Raw genomic sequence first — 16,968 nt, forward strand, 5'->3', positions numbered from 1 at the left:
ACCTGGGGAAATCTACTCAAAAACTTATTCCCGCTCCTTAATTCTCTATGTTTCTTTATCTTTCTAAATTGATACCACTATTTTTCTACCCGCTTGGACTCAGTTGCGTGGTGTTAATAGTGGCTTTTTTGACTGTTGGTCGGCGCCCACGTACTGCGGCGTTTTGTATCGCTTTTGCGCTAATACTGCTATTGGGTACTAGTAATGGTTGGGTGTCGCGCTATTTAGTGCGTTCACTCGAATGGCAAAATACTCCTAGTCAGTTACCAAATGCTGAAGCGATTGTAGTACTCGGTGGTGCTACTCGCTCGGCACTCTTACCGCGACCAACGGTAGATTTACAAGAGTCTGGAGACAGAGTTATTTATGCTGCACAACTTTATCGTCAAAAAAAGGCGCCTTTACTTATATTAAGCGGTGGTCGAATCGAGTGGTTCGGTAAAGGTACGCCTGAATCTGAAGATATGGCGACAATTTTAACTTCGATTGGTATACCCAAGGAAGCACTAATTCAAGAACCAGATTCGCTCAATACCTATCAAAACGCAGTTAATGTTAGAAAAATTTTAGAACAACGTAATATTAAGCGTGTATTACTTGTTACATCTGCTATTCATATGCCGCGTTCGCTGTTAATCTTTCAAAAGCAAAATATAGATGTAATTGCGGCGCCGACCGATTTTTTAGTTAGTACTGGGGAGCTAGGAGAATTAACGAGTACACCAAAAGCTGCTATTTTAAATTTGCTTCCTGATACTAGTTATATTGACCAGTTTACTAGCGCGCTCAAAGAATATATTGGTATTGTTATATATCGCTTACGAGGGTGGTTGTAGCTGGCAACGGATGTAACGGATGTAACGGATGAGTTATTTTTATAAACAAAGATTTATGATTTCTTTTATCAAAGAAGTTATCTGTTACATCCGTTTATCATCCGTTGCTTGCTTTGTTAATTCTGATATTCTGGTGTGTATTGATTCAGCTTCGCTATATTTTCCTTGAGATTTGTAGAGTGAAGCTAGATTTTCTAAAATTATTATCAGTTCGGTGTCGGCGCCGAGTTTTTCTTGTATATTAATTGCTTTAGTTGGATGTACGTCATACCCAAATATAAAATATTTAAAGTTTTCTTGTGGGGTGGGCATCCTTGCCCGCCCTTGTTTGGAACAGGTGCCAACATTTCTTAGCTTTTAAGTCCTAATCGCTACAATAAGAGGTAGGGCAAATTAACTCCTAACTCCTAACTCCTAACTCCTAACTCTTAGTAATAACTTTTTTATGTCAAAAGATTTTCCATATATTATACCTTCGGCGCCTGCGGAAGTTGAAGAAGTGTTTGAGGCGGCACAGGTAACGAGGGAATATTATGATGAGATAAAGGTTCGGAGTACACACAAACAGCACTGTGAATGGTACCGCGCGACTGCCGCGCGTCACCGTAATGAACTTGAAAAAATGCGCGGCGAATTGAATATTTTTGCATGGTTTCGCCGGCGGTGATTGTTACATTTATTGAATGGCTTCTAGTTCGTTTTCACGTAGATGTGCCTTGAATTTTTTAGTGAATTGAACCAATATCGGCAAGTTGGCACTAACAGGCCTACCATGCCACTCGGTTACAATACGTTCTACTTGTCCTTCTGTGCCTTTGAGGTCAAAGGCTTTACCGCGATGTTCAGGATGATGGTAAATTATAACCGACTCTTTAACACGAACGCGATCGCCTGTTTTCATATCAGCACTTACACCTAACTTTACTGTTTGCACTTCTACTAGTGTCTCCACACTCATCCCTCATCGAATATGACGCACGACAAAAAAGATCGCCTCTTGCTTGCTGTGATTTGAGTTAAAGTCCTTTTGTAATCATGACTAGTCATAAATAATATTGGTATTTATTCGGACTTTGAGATGTTTTTAGACGAACAAAAGCCTGCTCGTGCAGGCTTGAGTTATCCAAAATATAACTCTATGGAGATAAACGAGTTTAGACGATAAAACCATCTAAATATAGCAAGAGGTCTAATCATCTCCTAATTCTCACATAATATTGGCGCACTTGATAGTGGGGAGCAAAGCCTTATTTTCGATTTGGGCATACACGTTGTACTGTTATTGGTAGCTGACGACACAATGAGTTAAATGTTTTTGGGCTGTAACGCCACCACACAAACAATCCGACTGAGCTACCCACTAACAATAGCAGTGTTAAACTTACTAACCACACTAACGGAAAACGGCGCCTAGAAGAACGTTTATTTTTCAGAGGTGGTGTTTCAACTCCATTTACCACAGGCGCTTCAAGTGGTAATTCTAAATCTAACGGTGGTTGTGAGTCACTATCTAACTCCTGAGTATTATCTGACTCGGCTTGAATTGTAATAACATCAACTAATTCCTGGGTTTCTTTATCTGCTTCTTCGTGAACATTGTCAAATATATGAAGTGGCGTCTGCGAAGTTGCCGATACATAATCTGGTGAGACGTGACAGTAATTAAGTACTAACGAAATATTATCGTGACCATTGATTTGATTCGCTTTATTTATCCAAGCGTCAACTGCTTCGGATACCGTCATATAACCATTCAACACCGCAGGTGCGAATGATTGCCACGTGCGTTCAACTAAATTATTGTCGCTGAACCCATCCGAACACAGTACAAGTAAACCATCTTCTTCAATAATGAACCGTTGAATCGAAAAGTGTAAGTTTTGAGCTTCTTTTGTTCCTAAAGCTTGTGTTAAGGCGCCTGCATCCGCACGACTTAAAGCTTTACGATATAAACTGCGACCATTACGTACTTCACGTGCGGCAATATCATCATCTAAAGTTAGTTGCTGATAACCATCGCGGGTTATCCAATACGCACGACTATCACCAATACTCGCTATATATAGTTCGTGGGAATTTTCTGCATCCCATCCCATTGGTGTTTGAATAGTTTGTGCTACTTGTAATGCCATTACCAGCGTCGTCCCCATCCGTTGTTTACCTGAGCGATGTTGCTGGTCGTTCGCGTTACATATCAAGTTATTAACAACACGTAAACTCGCTTCGAGTTGAGACATTAATAAGTCAGGAGGAACAGGTTCGTTGCTTAGTGCTACCTCAGCTTTTAATGCGCGAACTTGTAATTTTACAGATTGTACTGCGAGTTGACTTGCTACTTCTCCTCCCTCGTGTCCACCAATACCATCACAAACTATTGATACTCGTACTGACTGAGAATCTTCGATATCACCACTACTAGGAAAGCAAGCATCTTCGTTTTGTTTTAATTGGGCGCCGGGATGAGTGGCACCTGCCGTTTTTATACTAAGTGGTTGTTCTGAAGCGGCTGAAAGCAATAAATGATTGAGTTGAATTTGTATATTTTTTATATCTACTGATTCATATTGGGTAATTTGTTTAACTATTGATTCTAACTGGTCGCGAATAGATGGATGTGCTGTTAATACTAGATGTTGCCAGTGTGTACCTAGTTGTTGTATTGATGCAGGTGCTGTTATTAATTCTAGTAAACGCAGGCGCCAACCAGTTACTCGTAAATTATTTGATACTAATAAACTACCACTTAAATTATTAACAGATAAAGGTTCCCACAGTTGCAGAATTTGCCATAGCCAATATACTTGACGAACCGCAGTTGCTTGTTCCCATGCATCATCTATTGCGCTCGTAAGTTTGCCGTTGTTATCTATTGGTACATTTTCTAGTAAAACAATTTTGCTTGTCCCAATCAAATCATATACTTGAGGTATGTGTAAATGATGACTATATAATTTAGAATATACAGTACTCTCTACAGATATTTCCGTATCAACTACACCTGGTTTAGTATCAAGCCAAATCGAAGGCGCCACCACTTCGTATCTATCAGCGACTATCTCATTAACAGGCACTTTCCTCGCTTCTTCACCTGCTGCCCAAACATATTTATAAACTAATGGTGTTTGACAAGCTGCACACTCACGATTGCCAACTGGATTTCTGGGTGCTGTACAAGCCGGATTTATGCAATCAATTATACTAGAAGTCGAAATCATAAGTATATTGTTTATTTGTGATTGTTTTGACTTCTACATACTTAAAAGTCAAAGTAATTTTGTTTCTGTAAAAAATAACAGACAAATTCATGAGTGTATATAAGCACAAAAAGGCATTTTAGGGAATGGCGCCTCAAAACTAAATCCCGGTTTCTTAGAGAAACTGGGATTTTAAGAATTGTTCGATTTGAATTTTTCATTGCTATAAAGTCAAAACACTAAAAGTCAGGGGAACCCTTCAGCACGTATGAAGAGAAGGGTAAATGTAAAGGGTAGAAAATGAATGCTGATTCTAGACTTACATTTTACGCTTTTTACTACAGCTTCTGGTTCCCCACAAATACAAACTAGTGCAGCAGGGGGTTAATTATTGACTAGTAGATATTTGCTTACAAATACTGATGTATTACTAAAGCTTCACCAGAGTAATTAAAAAAAAGCCACCATACATCTAGTACTTTATATTCTTCAAAGTAATCACGCTTAGGATACTTTCAACTCAACACTCAGCACTCAACACTCAACACTCAGCACTATTGACTTAATTGTGCAGCTTGTGCTAATTGACACTGACTACATAAACCAAAAAATTCCAGAGTATGATAGAAAATCTTAAATTTGTGGTCAGTTTGGAGTTCAATTTCAAGCTCGTGTGCAGGACATTGGTTAATGGGTATTGAAGTACCGCAAGCTAGACAGGTGAGGTGATGCTTATCTTGTTGTGCCAAGCTATACAACGCTTCACCATTTGGAAGCGTCCGCATTTGTACCAATCCTTCGAGCTTCAACGCTTCGAGTGAACGATAAACAGTCGCTAGACCCATGCTTTGGTTACGACTACGCAATTCTACGTACATATCCTGGGCAGAAATACCAAGCTTAATTGTTTTGAGCAGGTTTAAAATCCGCTCTTGACTACGGGTACGCGAAGCTTTCATGACAGTTTTTTGGTGTGCCGATATCATTTATACTTTAATAGTGACGCTAGATGTAGCTTAACTTATACTTATAATCAACACAAACAATGAACCCTTGAAAGATGTAGTATAAGTTTTGTAACTTAAATTCAAGAAAAAGCAAGTGCTGAGAAAATACAAAGCCAAAATTTTTGTCACGCTGCGTCCTTCAGTTTTAGACCCAGCAGGAACAGCAGTAGTATCAGGACTTACGCAGCTAGGATACAGCAACGTTGAGTCGTGTCGAATTGGTAAATTCATTGAACTCACCCTTACTGCACCCGATGATAATGCTGCACGTCAAGATTTAGACAAGATGTGTGACTCTATGCTAGCAAATCCTGTAATCGAAAATTACCGCTTTGAGTTAATCGAAGTTGAATCTCAAGTTGGAGTTTAACGGGGTAAAGAGGAAAGGGTAAACCGTAAACGAGGTTAATGTATGAAATTTGGGGTTATAGTTTTTCCTGGTTCTAACTGCGATAGAGATGTTGCTTATGTAACACGTGATATCCTTCAACAACCTACACGAATGGTTTGGCACCAAGACACTGATATTTCTGATTTAGATGTAATAATTATTCCTGGTGGGTTTAGTTACGGTGATTATTTACGATGTGGCGCCATTGCGAAGTTCTCACCTGTAATGCAGCAGGTAATTGCACACAGCATATCTGGTAAACTAGTGCTTGGTATTTGTAATGGCTTTCAAGTACTAACCGAAGCCGGACTTTTACCAGGAGCATTAACGCGGAATCGCGATTTACATTTCATTTGCGATAGAGTTCCGCTCAAAGTCGAAAAAAACAGTCTTGTTTGGACACAACAGTACAGTAAAGGTGAAATCATTACTTTACCCATTGCCCACGGTGAAGGAAGATTTTATGCTTCAGAAGACACACTCAAAGCTATCGAAGACAACGACCAAGTAGTATTTCGCTACGAAAACGATAATCCCAACGGTTCATTAAATAATATTGCTGGTATTTGCAATTCTACTGGCAATGTTGTAGGCATGATGCCACACCCCGAACGCGCGTCTGATACAATGCTCGGTAACACCGACGGATTAAAAATGTTCGCAGGATTACTCGAAAAAGTCGCTGCAATGGTCTAGGCAACGGATTATTAACGGATGTAACGGATGGTTGATTTTTTGGCGCCGTTATATGTATGGTAGGTTGGCTTCGCTTACGCCAACCCAACTACAAACTACATAACTTTTGCCATATCTAATATAAAGCCTGGTAGTATATCTTCTCCCGATAAAGTGGCAGGATTTTGAAGAATTTCAACATCTTGGTTCGGACGATAAATTTCTACCCGCTTATTCTTACGGTCAATTAACCAGCCTAACCTAACACCATTCTGAATATATTCTTCCATTTTTTTCTGCAATTCTTTGAGCGAATCACTTGGAGAGCGTAATTCTACAACAAAGTCAGGACAAATCGGAGCAAAAATATCTTGTTCTTTTTCACTTAGAGCATCCCATCTTTCACGTTTTATCCAAGAAGCATCTGGACTTCGCTCCGCACCATTGGGAAGTTTGAAACCAGCAGAAGGGCCAAATACCTCACCCAAATTACTTTTTTCATTCCATATATCAAGCTTTGTAGTGATTTTGACGTTACGTCTGTCTGTATCACTCCCCGATGGTGACATAATTAACACTTCCCCTGATGCAGTTCGTTCAAATTGGTAATCACGATTTCTTTGACATAGCTCGAAAAACTGCTCATCAGTTAAGTCTATTTTCAGCTTAAAGGTATTTGTAGTAGTGACTGATGGCGCCTGCATAAGTCAATTAAATAAATGAATATGACTATATTGTAATGTCCGCATTATCAGAATAGCAACAGCCGTGTGTAACTGACGGCGCCTGTTATTTCGTGTAAATCGGTTTTTACTTGGTTTTACTTAGTATTTATACTGTGATTCGTAATTATTTCGTTACTAATTGTTTTAAGTATTATAGCGGTGGTAATTTAATACGCACAAAGATTATTACTAAATAACTACCTTACCGTATTAATTTTAATTAACGAAAAAGTGTGTTAATCACATTACCTGAGACAATACAACGGAAGCGAGGTAATCAATCTTTATGCGGTGAACTAGTTATATTATCCACTTCGTTTTGAAAGATTGGAAAAACTGTATTTCCCCTTCTATCAATCCAAACTGGATACAAAAGTTATTTAAATTCGCATTTAATATCTACCAGGGAGTTGAGATTGAATAATATTTCAGGCGATAACGCTTTAGTATATGTAGATTATACTGATTTATTGGCTAAAATTTTACACGCACTTCAGAATCAGCAAATATTTGAATTGTCTCAACGCTTACATTTACAGGTTAATATTGATAAAATTGCTACCCATGTTGCAGCTTCACAGGTACAAAACCCTTTAGGCGCCGGTTCACGTAGCGCACGTTCTGCTACTGTTAATATTAGTCCAGGTTCGGATGCACGCTTCCAACAACTAATTGGTCAAATCAGTTATTGCATTAGGCAGCAGTTATCTAGTTTACTGGGTAATACTGAAATTGAGGAGTTTGTTGCAGGAATGGTAACTAGTTTACAAGCATTGACTGGTAAACCTAGCTTGAATTTTAATTATAATTTTTCGTCACATCAAGGATTGCAGAAACAGCGTTTGACTTTAAACAACACAAATAAAGAAAAAACGCAAGCAGAATTACTTCTCAAGTTTCACAAGTTAACCATAACAGTACAAAATACCCGCGAATTTAATCGACATTTACAGCAAGGAATCAACCATTATATAGATTTACATCAAATCGGTGCAACTACAGCGCAACGCGAAGACTTAGAATATATTTTAGAAGATTTGGAAAAAGACCCAAATTCCGACTTTTATCGGTTGCAGAAGATTGTTGATACAGAAACCCTTGGAAAACTCAAAAAACAAGCACAGGTCAATTATCTAGAGTTTCTTTTAGAGAACGTTAGTACTTCCGGTAGTCAAAACGAGAAAGCTATAATCTATTTAAAAGATTTAATTAGACGACTCAAATTGATCGAAACGTATATCGGTAATAGTGCGAAACCTGATGGATATTACTTGGTTAGCTATGGTGGTGTCTCAATTAACTATAGAGACATGTTCTCACGCGCGGAAGTTTATGAGATACTACCAATTATCCCCATCATCGAAGGATATTTAGGCGAAAACAAAGATGAGGAGAAAGGAGAAATTGAGTTTGTTTTCGGTATCAAGTTAAAATTTGATGGCAAGGTGCTTTCCCTTGGTGGTAAAAATGTATTTGATTACCATTTAAATTTACTCAACCCCGATAGTGCAGAACACAAAGCAGCGTTATCGAATGAAGCAACAAAGGAAACTTTTGTTCGTAAAGTTCTAAAAATCGCGTTTTTATATTACTTCGTTTTCGCTTCACGTCAAGACCCAACTAAAAAAGAGTATAATTTACACCAAGAACTCGAATATGACCCGATAGCAGCGTTTGATAAACATGTACTTACTAAACTTCAAGCTAGCGATGAACCTGCAAAACAAAAGTTGTTCCGAGATATCTATAAGTACTTCCAAGACTTGAAAGTACAAGTCAAAATCAATTCACTCAAAGTTCTATTACGTAACCTGCTCAAATACAAGTCTTATTTTAGCACGCGCGAGTTTCCTCTGCATATTTCCATCAAACACGGTATCGTCGAAGAGAATATCGAGTCATGTTTTAAAAACAATACTTTATTCAAACCTGTTTTACGCACAAACCCCAAAGAAAACCTCAAATATATTGCACTCGGTCAAGCACAATCTAATACAAATGCATTATGCACATTACCAGGAAAGATAACTTTTAGCGACATTCATTTCTTTGCCACCGACGACAAGCAGACTTTTACGATGGACTATGATTTGCGGGGTATCAACGCTTTGCCAATTTTAATGGCGCCTATCAATAATTCTATTTGCAAGCGTGTGTACGAGCAAGAATTTCAATCGCGTAAGTTAATTGTATTTCCCTACGGCGAAGAAACCAACCAGTATGACTCAATTCGAGGATTTATTCATCAATTTACATATAGCTTGCTTGCGTACATTTGTTTGCATGTGTTATTAAAACATCAAAAAATGTCGTTTGTACCCATACTGCGACTACATCTACATAATAAACAGGATGAGGCGCCGACAGAGAAATTTCTCGTTTCGTTGTCGAACGTACTCTCACATCTACTCAACGAAACGCATCGTTCCAACTCACAAGGAGTAGATATTCGTGATTTGCAAAGTAAAGGTCAGTATAAAATACCGAATGTAATGAGTTCGCTGTATTCTGTACTTCCCAAAAAGTTTACTTTTACCAATACGAACTACACACCACAGCTAGATAAACTGGCAATTATTGTGGTTTCGAGTCGTGAGAGTGATAGAAAATGGGGTGCAAAGGATAAAATCTCTAATTTGATGGGGGAGATTATTGGGTTACGACTGATGAACAACTCGGTTCGAGTTCAGTTACTCACCACATTTTCTGATAATTACGACGACCAACAGTTATTTACCCACCCTGCTGTCATCGTCGAAAACGTTGCCAAACTCTATAAAATGGGATTTCGTCATTTTGCTTATATTGCCAAAGCACCTTATACGAGTACTTTGCATATGACGCAAACCGAAGAAGACGATGGGTTATTCTTCATGTCGAGGGAGGTTATTGAAGCGTTGAAAGCTCAACACGACGATATCAAAATATATCCAATGTTCTTTGACAAATACTATGCCATCAAACCAGATAAAGTCAAATCTAGTTCCTTATATATACAGGATACGGTAGAACTTACGAATTTAGTCGAAGACAGCAGTAAACAGTCAGTAGTTTTCTTCAACCTGTTCAACGGTATCGATGTAGCTGGCGCCGAAAAGTATTACAATGGCGTAATTTCGTATGCAACGCTGTTGAATATCTATAAAGGGATACTCGATGATGAGGATATTCGTACTGGTTTGATGTACGAAGGGTCTTTGAAGAATGATATTTTGCAGTATTTGACTTTATTCCACTTCTCACGTTATCAAAAAGCGAAAGAAATTCACCTCAAGCTTGACCCATACGATAAATTGATTGGTGATAACTCGGTTGGGAAGTTGGCAACGTTTGCTCACATGCAAGGTAAAACTGAATTTAACTCCCTTGCGTTTTTGACGTTGGTTAAAAAAGTGTTGAATGTGAAAGAGTAACAAACCGCAAAGGACGCAAAGGACGTAAAGAATTTTCCTTTGTGTCCTTGCTTGGTTTTGAACTGAAAAGGAGTTTAAGTCAAGGTAATGGGGATCCACCAGAGCGCGTTCAAAAGATTGAGGCACGGGCAAACGAGCTAATTGCCGAACATATGACGCTTCGGGATATAAGAAAAGCAAGGGAACTGACGCAAGAGCGGATGGCAGAATTATTAGGCATTCGTCAGGATAGTATCTCAAAACTTGAAAAACGCACTGACCTTCTTCTTTCAACCCTTCGTAGTTACTTGGATGCAATGGGAGGTTCACTTCAACTAGTTGTAGAGTTTCCTGATAGACCACCTGTTGTAATTACTGGATTTGCAGAACTTAATGAGGAGAATAACGAGCAAAGTTGACAAGCATAATTCGTGATTGTTTCTTTAAATCTTACCTCTGTGTTCTCCACGTCTCTGTGGTAAAAAAGAATTTACCCCTTTCTTCCAAAAAACTGCTATGTCATCTAAAATTGCCGAACACTTAGGGCGCCTATTCGAGGTAGGATTTAATATTGGCGCCCTCGCCTCAATAAATCAGTATAAAATAAAACATAATTTCGGAAGTTTATACCGTGAGGAACTAGAAAATCTCAACTTTGCCAAAATACGTCAAAGAATTGGTTCAGAAGTAATTAGTGCAGTAGATAGGGATATTGCAGAAACTTGGAGTACTTTTTTTCTGCAAAAAGGGTTTTTAAGCGGTTTGAATTTTTTTCGCGAGTACCTCAGTGCAGTAGGATGGAATGAACCACATCGTCTCAAACGTGTAGAAGTAGTTTACTATCATTGTCGGTTTAGTGGTGAGAACAGTCTCGGTACTTATGACCCAGAAGATAACCAGCAGTGGTATAGTCGTGTTCTATCTCAGCTAGAATTAAATTCGAGTGCGTTATCTATATATATAGATAAATATAAAAAAAAGGGTGAGTTTCTCAACGCTGATACTTTAGTATTACTCAAACTAGGCAAATCGTATAGAATTCTATGTATAGATTTGACGGTGTTTGGAATACGTTTGCAAAGTGATATCCAAAATATCGACTATGTAGAGATTATTCGCAATTTACTAATGCGGGATGTCAGCTATTTACGTTCTAAAAGCGTATTTTCGCGTTTGCGTCTTGATACAGAGTCTATGGACTTTGAAATATCACCCGATTTAATGCAATATTTTAACGCTTTTAAGTATAGAGACAAGGAAACCGCGAAGTTAATTCAAGCTGGTGGTTACATTTACAGCTTTTACCAATTTCTGCAAGAAGCTAAAATCATATCTGATACGTCAATGGTTTTCAATGCGGTTGGTTACAGTGACAGAGATATCAATGCAATATCCGTCACTCCTCAAAACCTTGAGATTTTAAAGACATGCTACGAAATCTATAAGCATCATCAAATTGAAGATATCTCAGAAGCGCGTTTGGGAGTGTTAAATAAAATAAAGCGCAGTGCTTATGCTAGTTTTGAACGAGGTAAAGAATTTGTTGACGCAATATTATCGATATCACCTGGTGATATAAATTATATACCCCCACATTGCGAGAAGCTGACGGGATTTTTTAACTCAGTTGCCCAAGTTCCTCCGGAGTTAATGGGAAAATTAGGATTATCTGGTACGCTGAACCTACGAGATGCACATGCTTCACTCATCAAAAAATCTTTACTGTCACACGATACTTTTGTATTTTTAACGGGTAATCCTGGTATTGGTAAGACTACGGCAATAGTAGATTTTCTCAAAAAGCATCTTGATGATGGTTTTCTATTTTTCTATGTCAGTCCTAGAAAACAAGTCAACCTAGATATTATCGATAAATTTAAAGACAAACAAACGCAACAGCTATGTGACGATAGGATATTTACTATCAACTCTCACAGTAATCTCATCGCCGATAACTGTGGACATTACACCGTTCAGTATACCAGCAATCGGCGCCAAGGTAATTTTTCTGAACAAGCTGTTAATTTTATCGATGGTGATGTTGATTTACAATCTAAACGTACTAACCGACTGCAAAACTCTTCGGATGATACCATCCGTGATGTTGGCAGAAAAAGTAAAGGTGTTCTAAACAGCGTTTGCGAAGCTATTTCAACCGTCATTGAACATGATGTTTCCAGGCAAATTGTTGCAACTACTTCAATTCAAGCTTTGAAAAAAACAGGGGTAGGGGATACCTTGAAGCATTTTGAGAAAATCTTTAGAAATGCTTATAACCAACGTGAAGGTACTATTTTTCCTGAGAAGATGCAGCAAATATCAAGCCGTATTAAACATTTCTTTGTAATGATTGATGAAATTACGGGGGATGGCGGTGGTGTAGAATTTTTAAATGGGATATACGAAATAGTTACTAGATATAAATTAACTAGTCCGGAATTTGGTTTCAATACAAAAATCATAGTTGCCGATGCTTCGATTGTTGATAAGAATGTAATTACGCAGCACTTGTCTTTGGAGGCGCCGGAACCTGATAAAATATATTTTAGGCGCCCTTCGGACGAGTTATGCAATCAACCGATATCATTAGAAAACTTTGTTTTTAAAAACCTACCTGCAACAGTAATTAATACAAACTCATATCCTGCGCGTTCTTTAGCAATTACGTACAAACTATTGATACAATCAAGTAAGTACGACGAGCAAACGAATATTCAAGGTAAAAATACTTTAGAATATAAGCTGCACATCGAAATTTTAAAAGATATACAAACACTCTTAAAAAATCCGGAAGTTGAGCAATTTATAGTTTATATTCAGCATAAACGAAAATTAGCAGAATTAATTGCTGAAATTCAAGAACATCAAGAATTTAACTTATATACAGATTATTTAGAAATACATGCGAGTATATCCGAAGAAGAAAAGCAAAAAATACATACCTTTCAGAATCAAGTCAAAGTTATATTTATGACTTCTTCGGGAAGTCGTGGTTTATCGTTTCCAAAAGTTAAGCATATCTTGGTAGAAATTCCTAAGTATCAAATTGAAAATAACTTGATGGAAATTATTCAGGTTATATATAGAGGACGTGGGAATGAAATAATAGATAACCAAGATAAAGAACTAACGTTTTATTTAGCTGTTAACTCGCATTATCACTCAGAACAAGACTGGCAAATAGGACTTCAAGAAAGTGTATTGGACATTTTGAATATTTTATTGATTTTAAAAGCTGCGATAATGACAAGAATATTTGGTTCTGGTCAGATTGGTCGTGATAACTTTATTATAATACCGATTGGTGGTAAATCAGTTTTTGCAGCGGGTGAGACATTTTCGATGGAACTGGCAAACTTGATACTATTATTGAAACAAGAAAGTTATCGAGAACCGAGTAATAAGCTGATTAAAAATGTATATACCAGCTTGGAGAAATTATTGAGTTCTGCTGAATTTGTCATTCAAGGCGCCGCTGAATCCAATTATCTCACACTACGTGAAGACTTCAACACTAAATTTATTCAAAACTATAACACACTCGATAAATTATTGGATGATGGCGCCGTTGAATCAGCTTATATAAGCGGTGGTATGTTAATTGTACCACTTGAACATAATACATTAGAAGAAAATTACTTAATTAAATTAGCGGACATCAACGAAATAGCGAACGAAGAACTTTGGCGAAACATGCAAAAAATCAGCCATAGTAAATCATACCCAGAAAACCTGCGTTCAGCAATAAGAGATGCTATTGAACTAATAAGAAAACTACGTGTAGGAGTAGAAAAAACACAACACTTAGAACTACGTGCAGCACAACCCGACCAATACTATGCATTCCCACTATTTGCATTTATCTGTGGAGACGCAATGCGTGCGTACTTTGAAACACAACCCGAAGAACCCGAAGATAAAAGCTTTCGCGACATTTTAGCAAGATATATCCGGTCATCTTATGCAGTAGGAAATATTCTACCCATCGGGTCGCACTATAAAGAATTTCCTTTTGTCGTATTTAAAAGTTACAGTTTGAAAGAAACTCGGCAAAAGATTTTTACTGATAAGTATTTACTATCGTCGCATGAATTGAATGTGTTAAATTTAATCTTATCAAAATAACTATCATTATCAATGTGAACGATTGTAACACAGGGTATAGAGGAATAGAGACGGGCTGTAATAGCGAGCAGATTTTTGATATAGTATCGACAGCGCCTGTATCTGAGGGTATGGTATTACAGCTAGCTGATGGTACTATTTATGCTAGTAATGTCATTGCTCTTAAACTTCTTGGTCGTACTATCGAGCAATTACAAGGGTCAACTTCGAGTGATTATCCTTGGCAAACGATTCATGAGGATGGTTCTGAGTTTACTGGCAATGAACACCCAGCAATGGTAGCACTCTCGACAGGTGAACCTTGTTTGAATGTGGTGATGGGTTTTTATAAACTGAATGGTGAGTTAGTTTGGTTAAAGCTTAATTCGCAACCGATGTTTCGTTCTGGAGAAGTTACACCGTATGGTGTTGTAACATCTTTTGTTGATATTACAGAAGCAAAATGTCAAATTGATGACAGATGTGATTTGGTATCTACCACTGAAATAAAGCAAGCACAAAACGAGCGATTACAACGTACAGTTTTAATTATTGATGATTGTCTAGAAGATATAGAAACTTATCGGCGTTATTTACTTAAAAATACAGAATATAATTATGTAATAATTGATGCCAAGTCAGGAAAACAAGGACTCGAAGTTTTTCAAAGCCACAAGCCAGATTTGGTATTGCTCGATTATTTACTGCACGATATTGATGGGCTGGAATTTATTACGCAATTAAAAAAAATACAAAATATATTATATACACCTGTAATTGTACTGACAGGGCAAGGTTCAGAAGAAGTTGCTGTACAAGCCATGAAGTTAGGCGCCTCGGATTATTTAATTAAGGGAGAAATTACTTCAGATAAACTACGGTCGGCTGTGAATTATGCGTTTGAAAAAGCACAACTACATCAGCGCGAACGAATTGTGACGCAAATTGCTACATCTATTCGGCAATCGTTGAATTTGGATGTGATTTTAGACACTACAGTTAAAGAAGTACGGCAGTTTTTACAGACCGACCGTGTATTAATTTTTCGTTTATTGCCTGATGGTAGTGGTACTGTTGTAACTGAGTCAGTCGGAATTGAATGGGCACCTATTCTCTCTTCAACAATTAGTGACCCCTGTTTTACTGGAAGCGACATTGAAGCTTATCGTCAAGGATTAGTTACTGCTGAAGCTGATATTTATACTGCTAATATTAACCCGTGTCATGTGGAATTACTTGAACAGTTTTCTGTACGGGCTAATTTAGTGGTTCCAATTTTACAGGGTGAAAATTTGTGGGGATTATTAATTGCCCATCACTGTTCGCAACCAAGAGAATGGCAGCAAATAGAAATTGATTTACTTATGCAACTGACACCACAGGTGGGAATCGCGATTCAACAAGGAGAACTGTTAGAAAGCGAAAAAGCTGCTCGTGAGTCAGCAGAAAAAGCGAATCGCATCAAAGATGAATTTTTGGCAGTACTTTCTCATGAATTGCGCTCACCCCTAAATCCAATTTTAGGTTGGGCAAACTTACTTAAAGATGGTAAACTCGACTCAAAGAAAATAGCCCACGCGGCAACGGTTATTGAACGTAGTGTTCTATTGCAAACAGGTTTGATTGATGATTTGCTCGATGTATCACGCATTTTACGTGGTAAGCTTGTACTCAACTCATCACCTGTGAACTTGGAGTCAATTATTACTTCTGCTTTAGAGGCAGTACAATTATCGGCGAAAGTCAAAGGTATTCAAATTAATACAATTATAGAACCAAATTTTCCACTAGCATTGGGTGATAGCGCGCGTTTACACCAAGTCGTTTGGAACCTGGTTTCTAACGCTGTGAAATTTACTCCGCGAGGAGGATGTGTATCGGTACGGCTTGAAGAGATAAATGGAATGGCGCAAATTACTGTGGGTGATACAGGTAAAGGAATTAAACAAGAATTTTTACCTTATATATTTGATTATTTTCGTCAAGAAGATAACAGCATCACTAGAAATTTTGGTGGGTTAGGGTTGGGGTTAGCAATTGCTCGGCACTTAGTAGAAGCAAATGGTGGAACGATATGTGCAGAAAGTGCTGGCATTGGACAGGGTGCAACTTTTACCGTTTGTTTGCCGTTAATGGCAAGTATAGAGAGCGATGTGAATAATAACGAAGTGATAAATAATTCTTTAGATTTAAATGGCGTTAGTATTTTAGTCATTGATGATGAAGTTGATTCGCTTTATTTTATCGCTTTTTTATTAGAGAAAGCGGGTGCGACGGTAACAGCAGTATCCGAATCTATGCAAGGACTTGAAATTTTAGCGCGATTTCAACCTGATATTTTAATTAGCGATATTGAAATGCCTAAAATGGATGGTTATATGCTGATTCGTGCTATTCGAGAACAAGGAATAACAATACCAGCTATAGCTTTAACTGCTCATGCTGGAGAGTTTGCTCTTCATCAAACCCTTGAAGCTGGGTTTCAAAAACATCTTCCTAAACCTATTCAAACTGATACTTTGATGCAAGTAATTGGGAGTTTACTTATAAATCAGTAGTTCATATTTATTATTTTTCATCGTATATTTTTATTACATTTCCGACACAGAGAACACAAGAAGAATAAGTAAATAGTGGTATACTA

General features: G+C 37.7%; 13 protein-coding genes. 8 read left to right on the forward strand and 5 right to left on the reverse strand.

Annotation, left to right across the window (positions count from 1 at the left end; translation table 11 throughout):
* The first annotated feature begins 47 nt into the window (after positions 1–47).
* On the forward strand, positions 48–836 hold the full coding sequence (locus DSM106972_RS00635; RefSeq protein ID WP_127077881.1) for a YdcF family protein: 789 nt from the start codon (positions 48–50) through the stop codon (positions 834–836).
* An 84-nt stretch (positions 837–920) separates the two neighbouring features.
* Here the strand turns inward: DSM106972_RS00635 and DSM106972_RS00640 are convergent, their stop codons facing one another.
* The gene (locus DSM106972_RS00640; RefSeq protein WP_127077883.1) at positions 921–1,148 is read right to left on the reverse strand and encodes a tetratricopeptide repeat protein; all 228 of its coding nucleotides are present in this window, start codon (positions 1,146–1,148) and stop codon (positions 921–923) included.
* A gap of 133 nt (positions 1,149–1,281) precedes the next feature.
* On the opposite strand from DSM106972_RS00640, the gene DSM106972_RS00645 reads away from it, so the two are divergent.
* A complete protein-coding gene (locus tag DSM106972_RS00645) occupies positions 1,282–1,503 on the forward strand; it encodes a hypothetical protein (RefSeq protein ID WP_127077885.1) in 222 nt (73 codons plus the stop codon).
* A 9-nt stretch (positions 1,504–1,512) separates the two neighbouring features.
* Here DSM106972_RS00645 and DSM106972_RS00650 read toward each other — a convergent pair whose 3' ends face one another.
* From DSM106972_RS00650 to DSM106972_RS00660, 3 genes are all read right to left on the reverse strand, one after another.
* On the reverse strand, positions 1,513–1,794 hold the full coding sequence (locus tag DSM106972_RS00650) for a ferredoxin-thioredoxin reductase variable chain (RefSeq protein WP_019493422.1): 282 nt from the start codon (positions 1,792–1,794) through the stop codon (positions 1,513–1,515).
* A gap of 289 nt (positions 1,795–2,083) precedes the next feature.
* Complete coding sequence (locus DSM106972_RS00655; RefSeq protein WP_127077887.1) at positions 2,084–4,051, reverse strand: protein phosphatase 2C domain-containing protein; 1,968 nt, start codon at positions 4,049–4,051, stop codon at positions 2,084–2,086.
* Between the two features lie 533 nt (positions 4,052–4,584).
* Entirely contained in the window at positions 4,585–4,989 is a 405-nt protein-coding gene (locus DSM106972_RS00660) for a Fur family transcriptional regulator (RefSeq protein ID WP_127077889.1), read from the reverse strand.
* A gap of 142 nt (positions 4,990–5,131) precedes the next feature.
* Here DSM106972_RS00660 and purS point away from each other — a divergent pair, with 142 nt between their 5' ends.
* Together purS and purQ are read left to right on the forward strand one after the other, a co-directional pair.
* Positions 5,132–5,407, forward strand: a complete 276-nt coding sequence (purS, locus tag DSM106972_RS00665) for a phosphoribosylformylglycinamidine synthase subunit PurS (protein ID WP_019493419.1) — start codon at positions 5,132–5,134, stop codon at positions 5,405–5,407.
* 42 nt (positions 5,408–5,449) lie between these two features.
* On the forward strand, positions 5,450–6,124 hold the full coding sequence (gene purQ, locus DSM106972_RS00670) for a phosphoribosylformylglycinamidine synthase subunit PurQ (RefSeq protein WP_127077891.1): 675 nt from the start codon (positions 5,450–5,452) through the stop codon (positions 6,122–6,124).
* A 95-nt stretch (positions 6,125–6,219) separates the two neighbouring features.
* Here the strand turns inward: purQ and DSM106972_RS00675 are convergent, their stop codons facing one another.
* Positions 6,220–6,807 (reverse strand): Uma2 family endonuclease, encoded by a 588-nt coding sequence (locus DSM106972_RS00675; protein WP_127077893.1) that lies wholly within the window; start codon positions 6,805–6,807, stop codon positions 6,220–6,222.
* 437 nt (positions 6,808–7,244) lie between these two features.
* Here DSM106972_RS00675 and DSM106972_RS00680 point away from each other — a divergent pair, with 437 nt between their 5' ends.
* The 4 genes from DSM106972_RS00680 to DSM106972_RS00695 all read left to right on the forward strand — a co-directional run bounded on the left by DSM106972_RS00680 (position 7,245) and on the right by DSM106972_RS00695 (position 16,882).
* Entirely contained in the window at positions 7,245–10,241 is a 2,997-nt protein-coding gene (locus tag DSM106972_RS00680) for a hypothetical protein (protein WP_127077895.1), read from the forward strand.
* Between the two features lie 41 nt (positions 10,242–10,282).
* Positions 10,283–10,639 (forward strand): type II toxin-antitoxin system RelB family anti-toxin, encoded by a 357-nt coding sequence (gene relB, locus DSM106972_RS00685; RefSeq protein WP_127077897.1) that lies wholly within the window; start codon positions 10,283–10,285, stop codon positions 10,637–10,639.
* A gap of 97 nt (positions 10,640–10,736) precedes the next feature.
* Positions 10,737–14,345, forward strand: a complete 3,609-nt coding sequence (locus DSM106972_RS00690; protein WP_127077899.1) for a helicase-related protein — start codon at positions 10,737–10,739, stop codon at positions 14,343–14,345.
* A gap of 14 nt (positions 14,346–14,359) precedes the next feature.
* Positions 14,360–16,882: a response regulator gene (locus tag DSM106972_RS00695; protein ID WP_158632741.1), complete on the forward strand. Its 2,523-nt coding sequence runs from the start codon at positions 14,360–14,362 to the stop codon at positions 16,880–16,882.
* Positions 16,883–16,968: the final 86 nt, after the last annotated feature.

The organism is Dulcicalothrix desertica PCC 7102 (assembly GCF_003991905.1).
In the GTDB taxonomy this organism is placed as follows: Bacteria; Cyanobacteriota; Cyanobacteriia; order Cyanobacteriales; family Nostocaceae; genus Dulcicalothrix; species Dulcicalothrix desertica.

What these genes read in the sequence shown, in the direction of transcription:
- DSM106972_RS00635 (WP_127077881.1), top strand. Translation starts at nt 48, where the DNA reads ATGTTTCTTTATCTTTCTAAATTGATACCACTATTTTTCTACCCGCTT.
- DSM106972_RS00640 (WP_127077883.1), bottom strand. Translation starts at nt 1,148, where the DNA reads ATGCCCACCCCACAAGAAAACTTTAAATATTTTATATTTGGGTATGAC.
- DSM106972_RS00645 (WP_127077885.1), top strand. Translation starts at nt 1,282, where the DNA reads ATGTCAAAAGATTTTCCATATATTATACCTTCGGCGCCTGCGGAAGTT.
- DSM106972_RS00650 (WP_019493422.1), bottom strand. Translation starts at nt 1,794, where the DNA reads ATGAGTGTGGAGACACTAGTAGAAGTGCAAACAGTAAAGTTAGGTGTA.
- DSM106972_RS00655 (WP_127077887.1), bottom strand. Translation starts at nt 4,051, where the DNA reads ATGATTTCGACTTCTAGTATAATTGATTGCATAAATCCGGCTTGTACA.
- DSM106972_RS00660 (WP_127077889.1), bottom strand. Translation starts at nt 4,989, where the DNA reads ATGAAAGCTTCGCGTACCCGTAGTCAAGAGCGGATTTTAAACCTGCTC.
- purQ (WP_127077891.1), top strand. Translation starts at nt 5,450, where the DNA reads ATGAAATTTGGGGTTATAGTTTTTCCTGGTTCTAACTGCGATAGAGAT.
- DSM106972_RS00675 (WP_127077893.1), bottom strand. Translation starts at nt 6,807, where the DNA reads ATGCAGGCGCCATCAGTCACTACTACAAATACCTTTAAGCTGAAAATA.
- DSM106972_RS00690 (WP_127077899.1), top strand. Translation starts at nt 10,737, where the DNA reads ATGTCATCTAAAATTGCCGAACACTTAGGGCGCCTATTCGAGGTAGGA.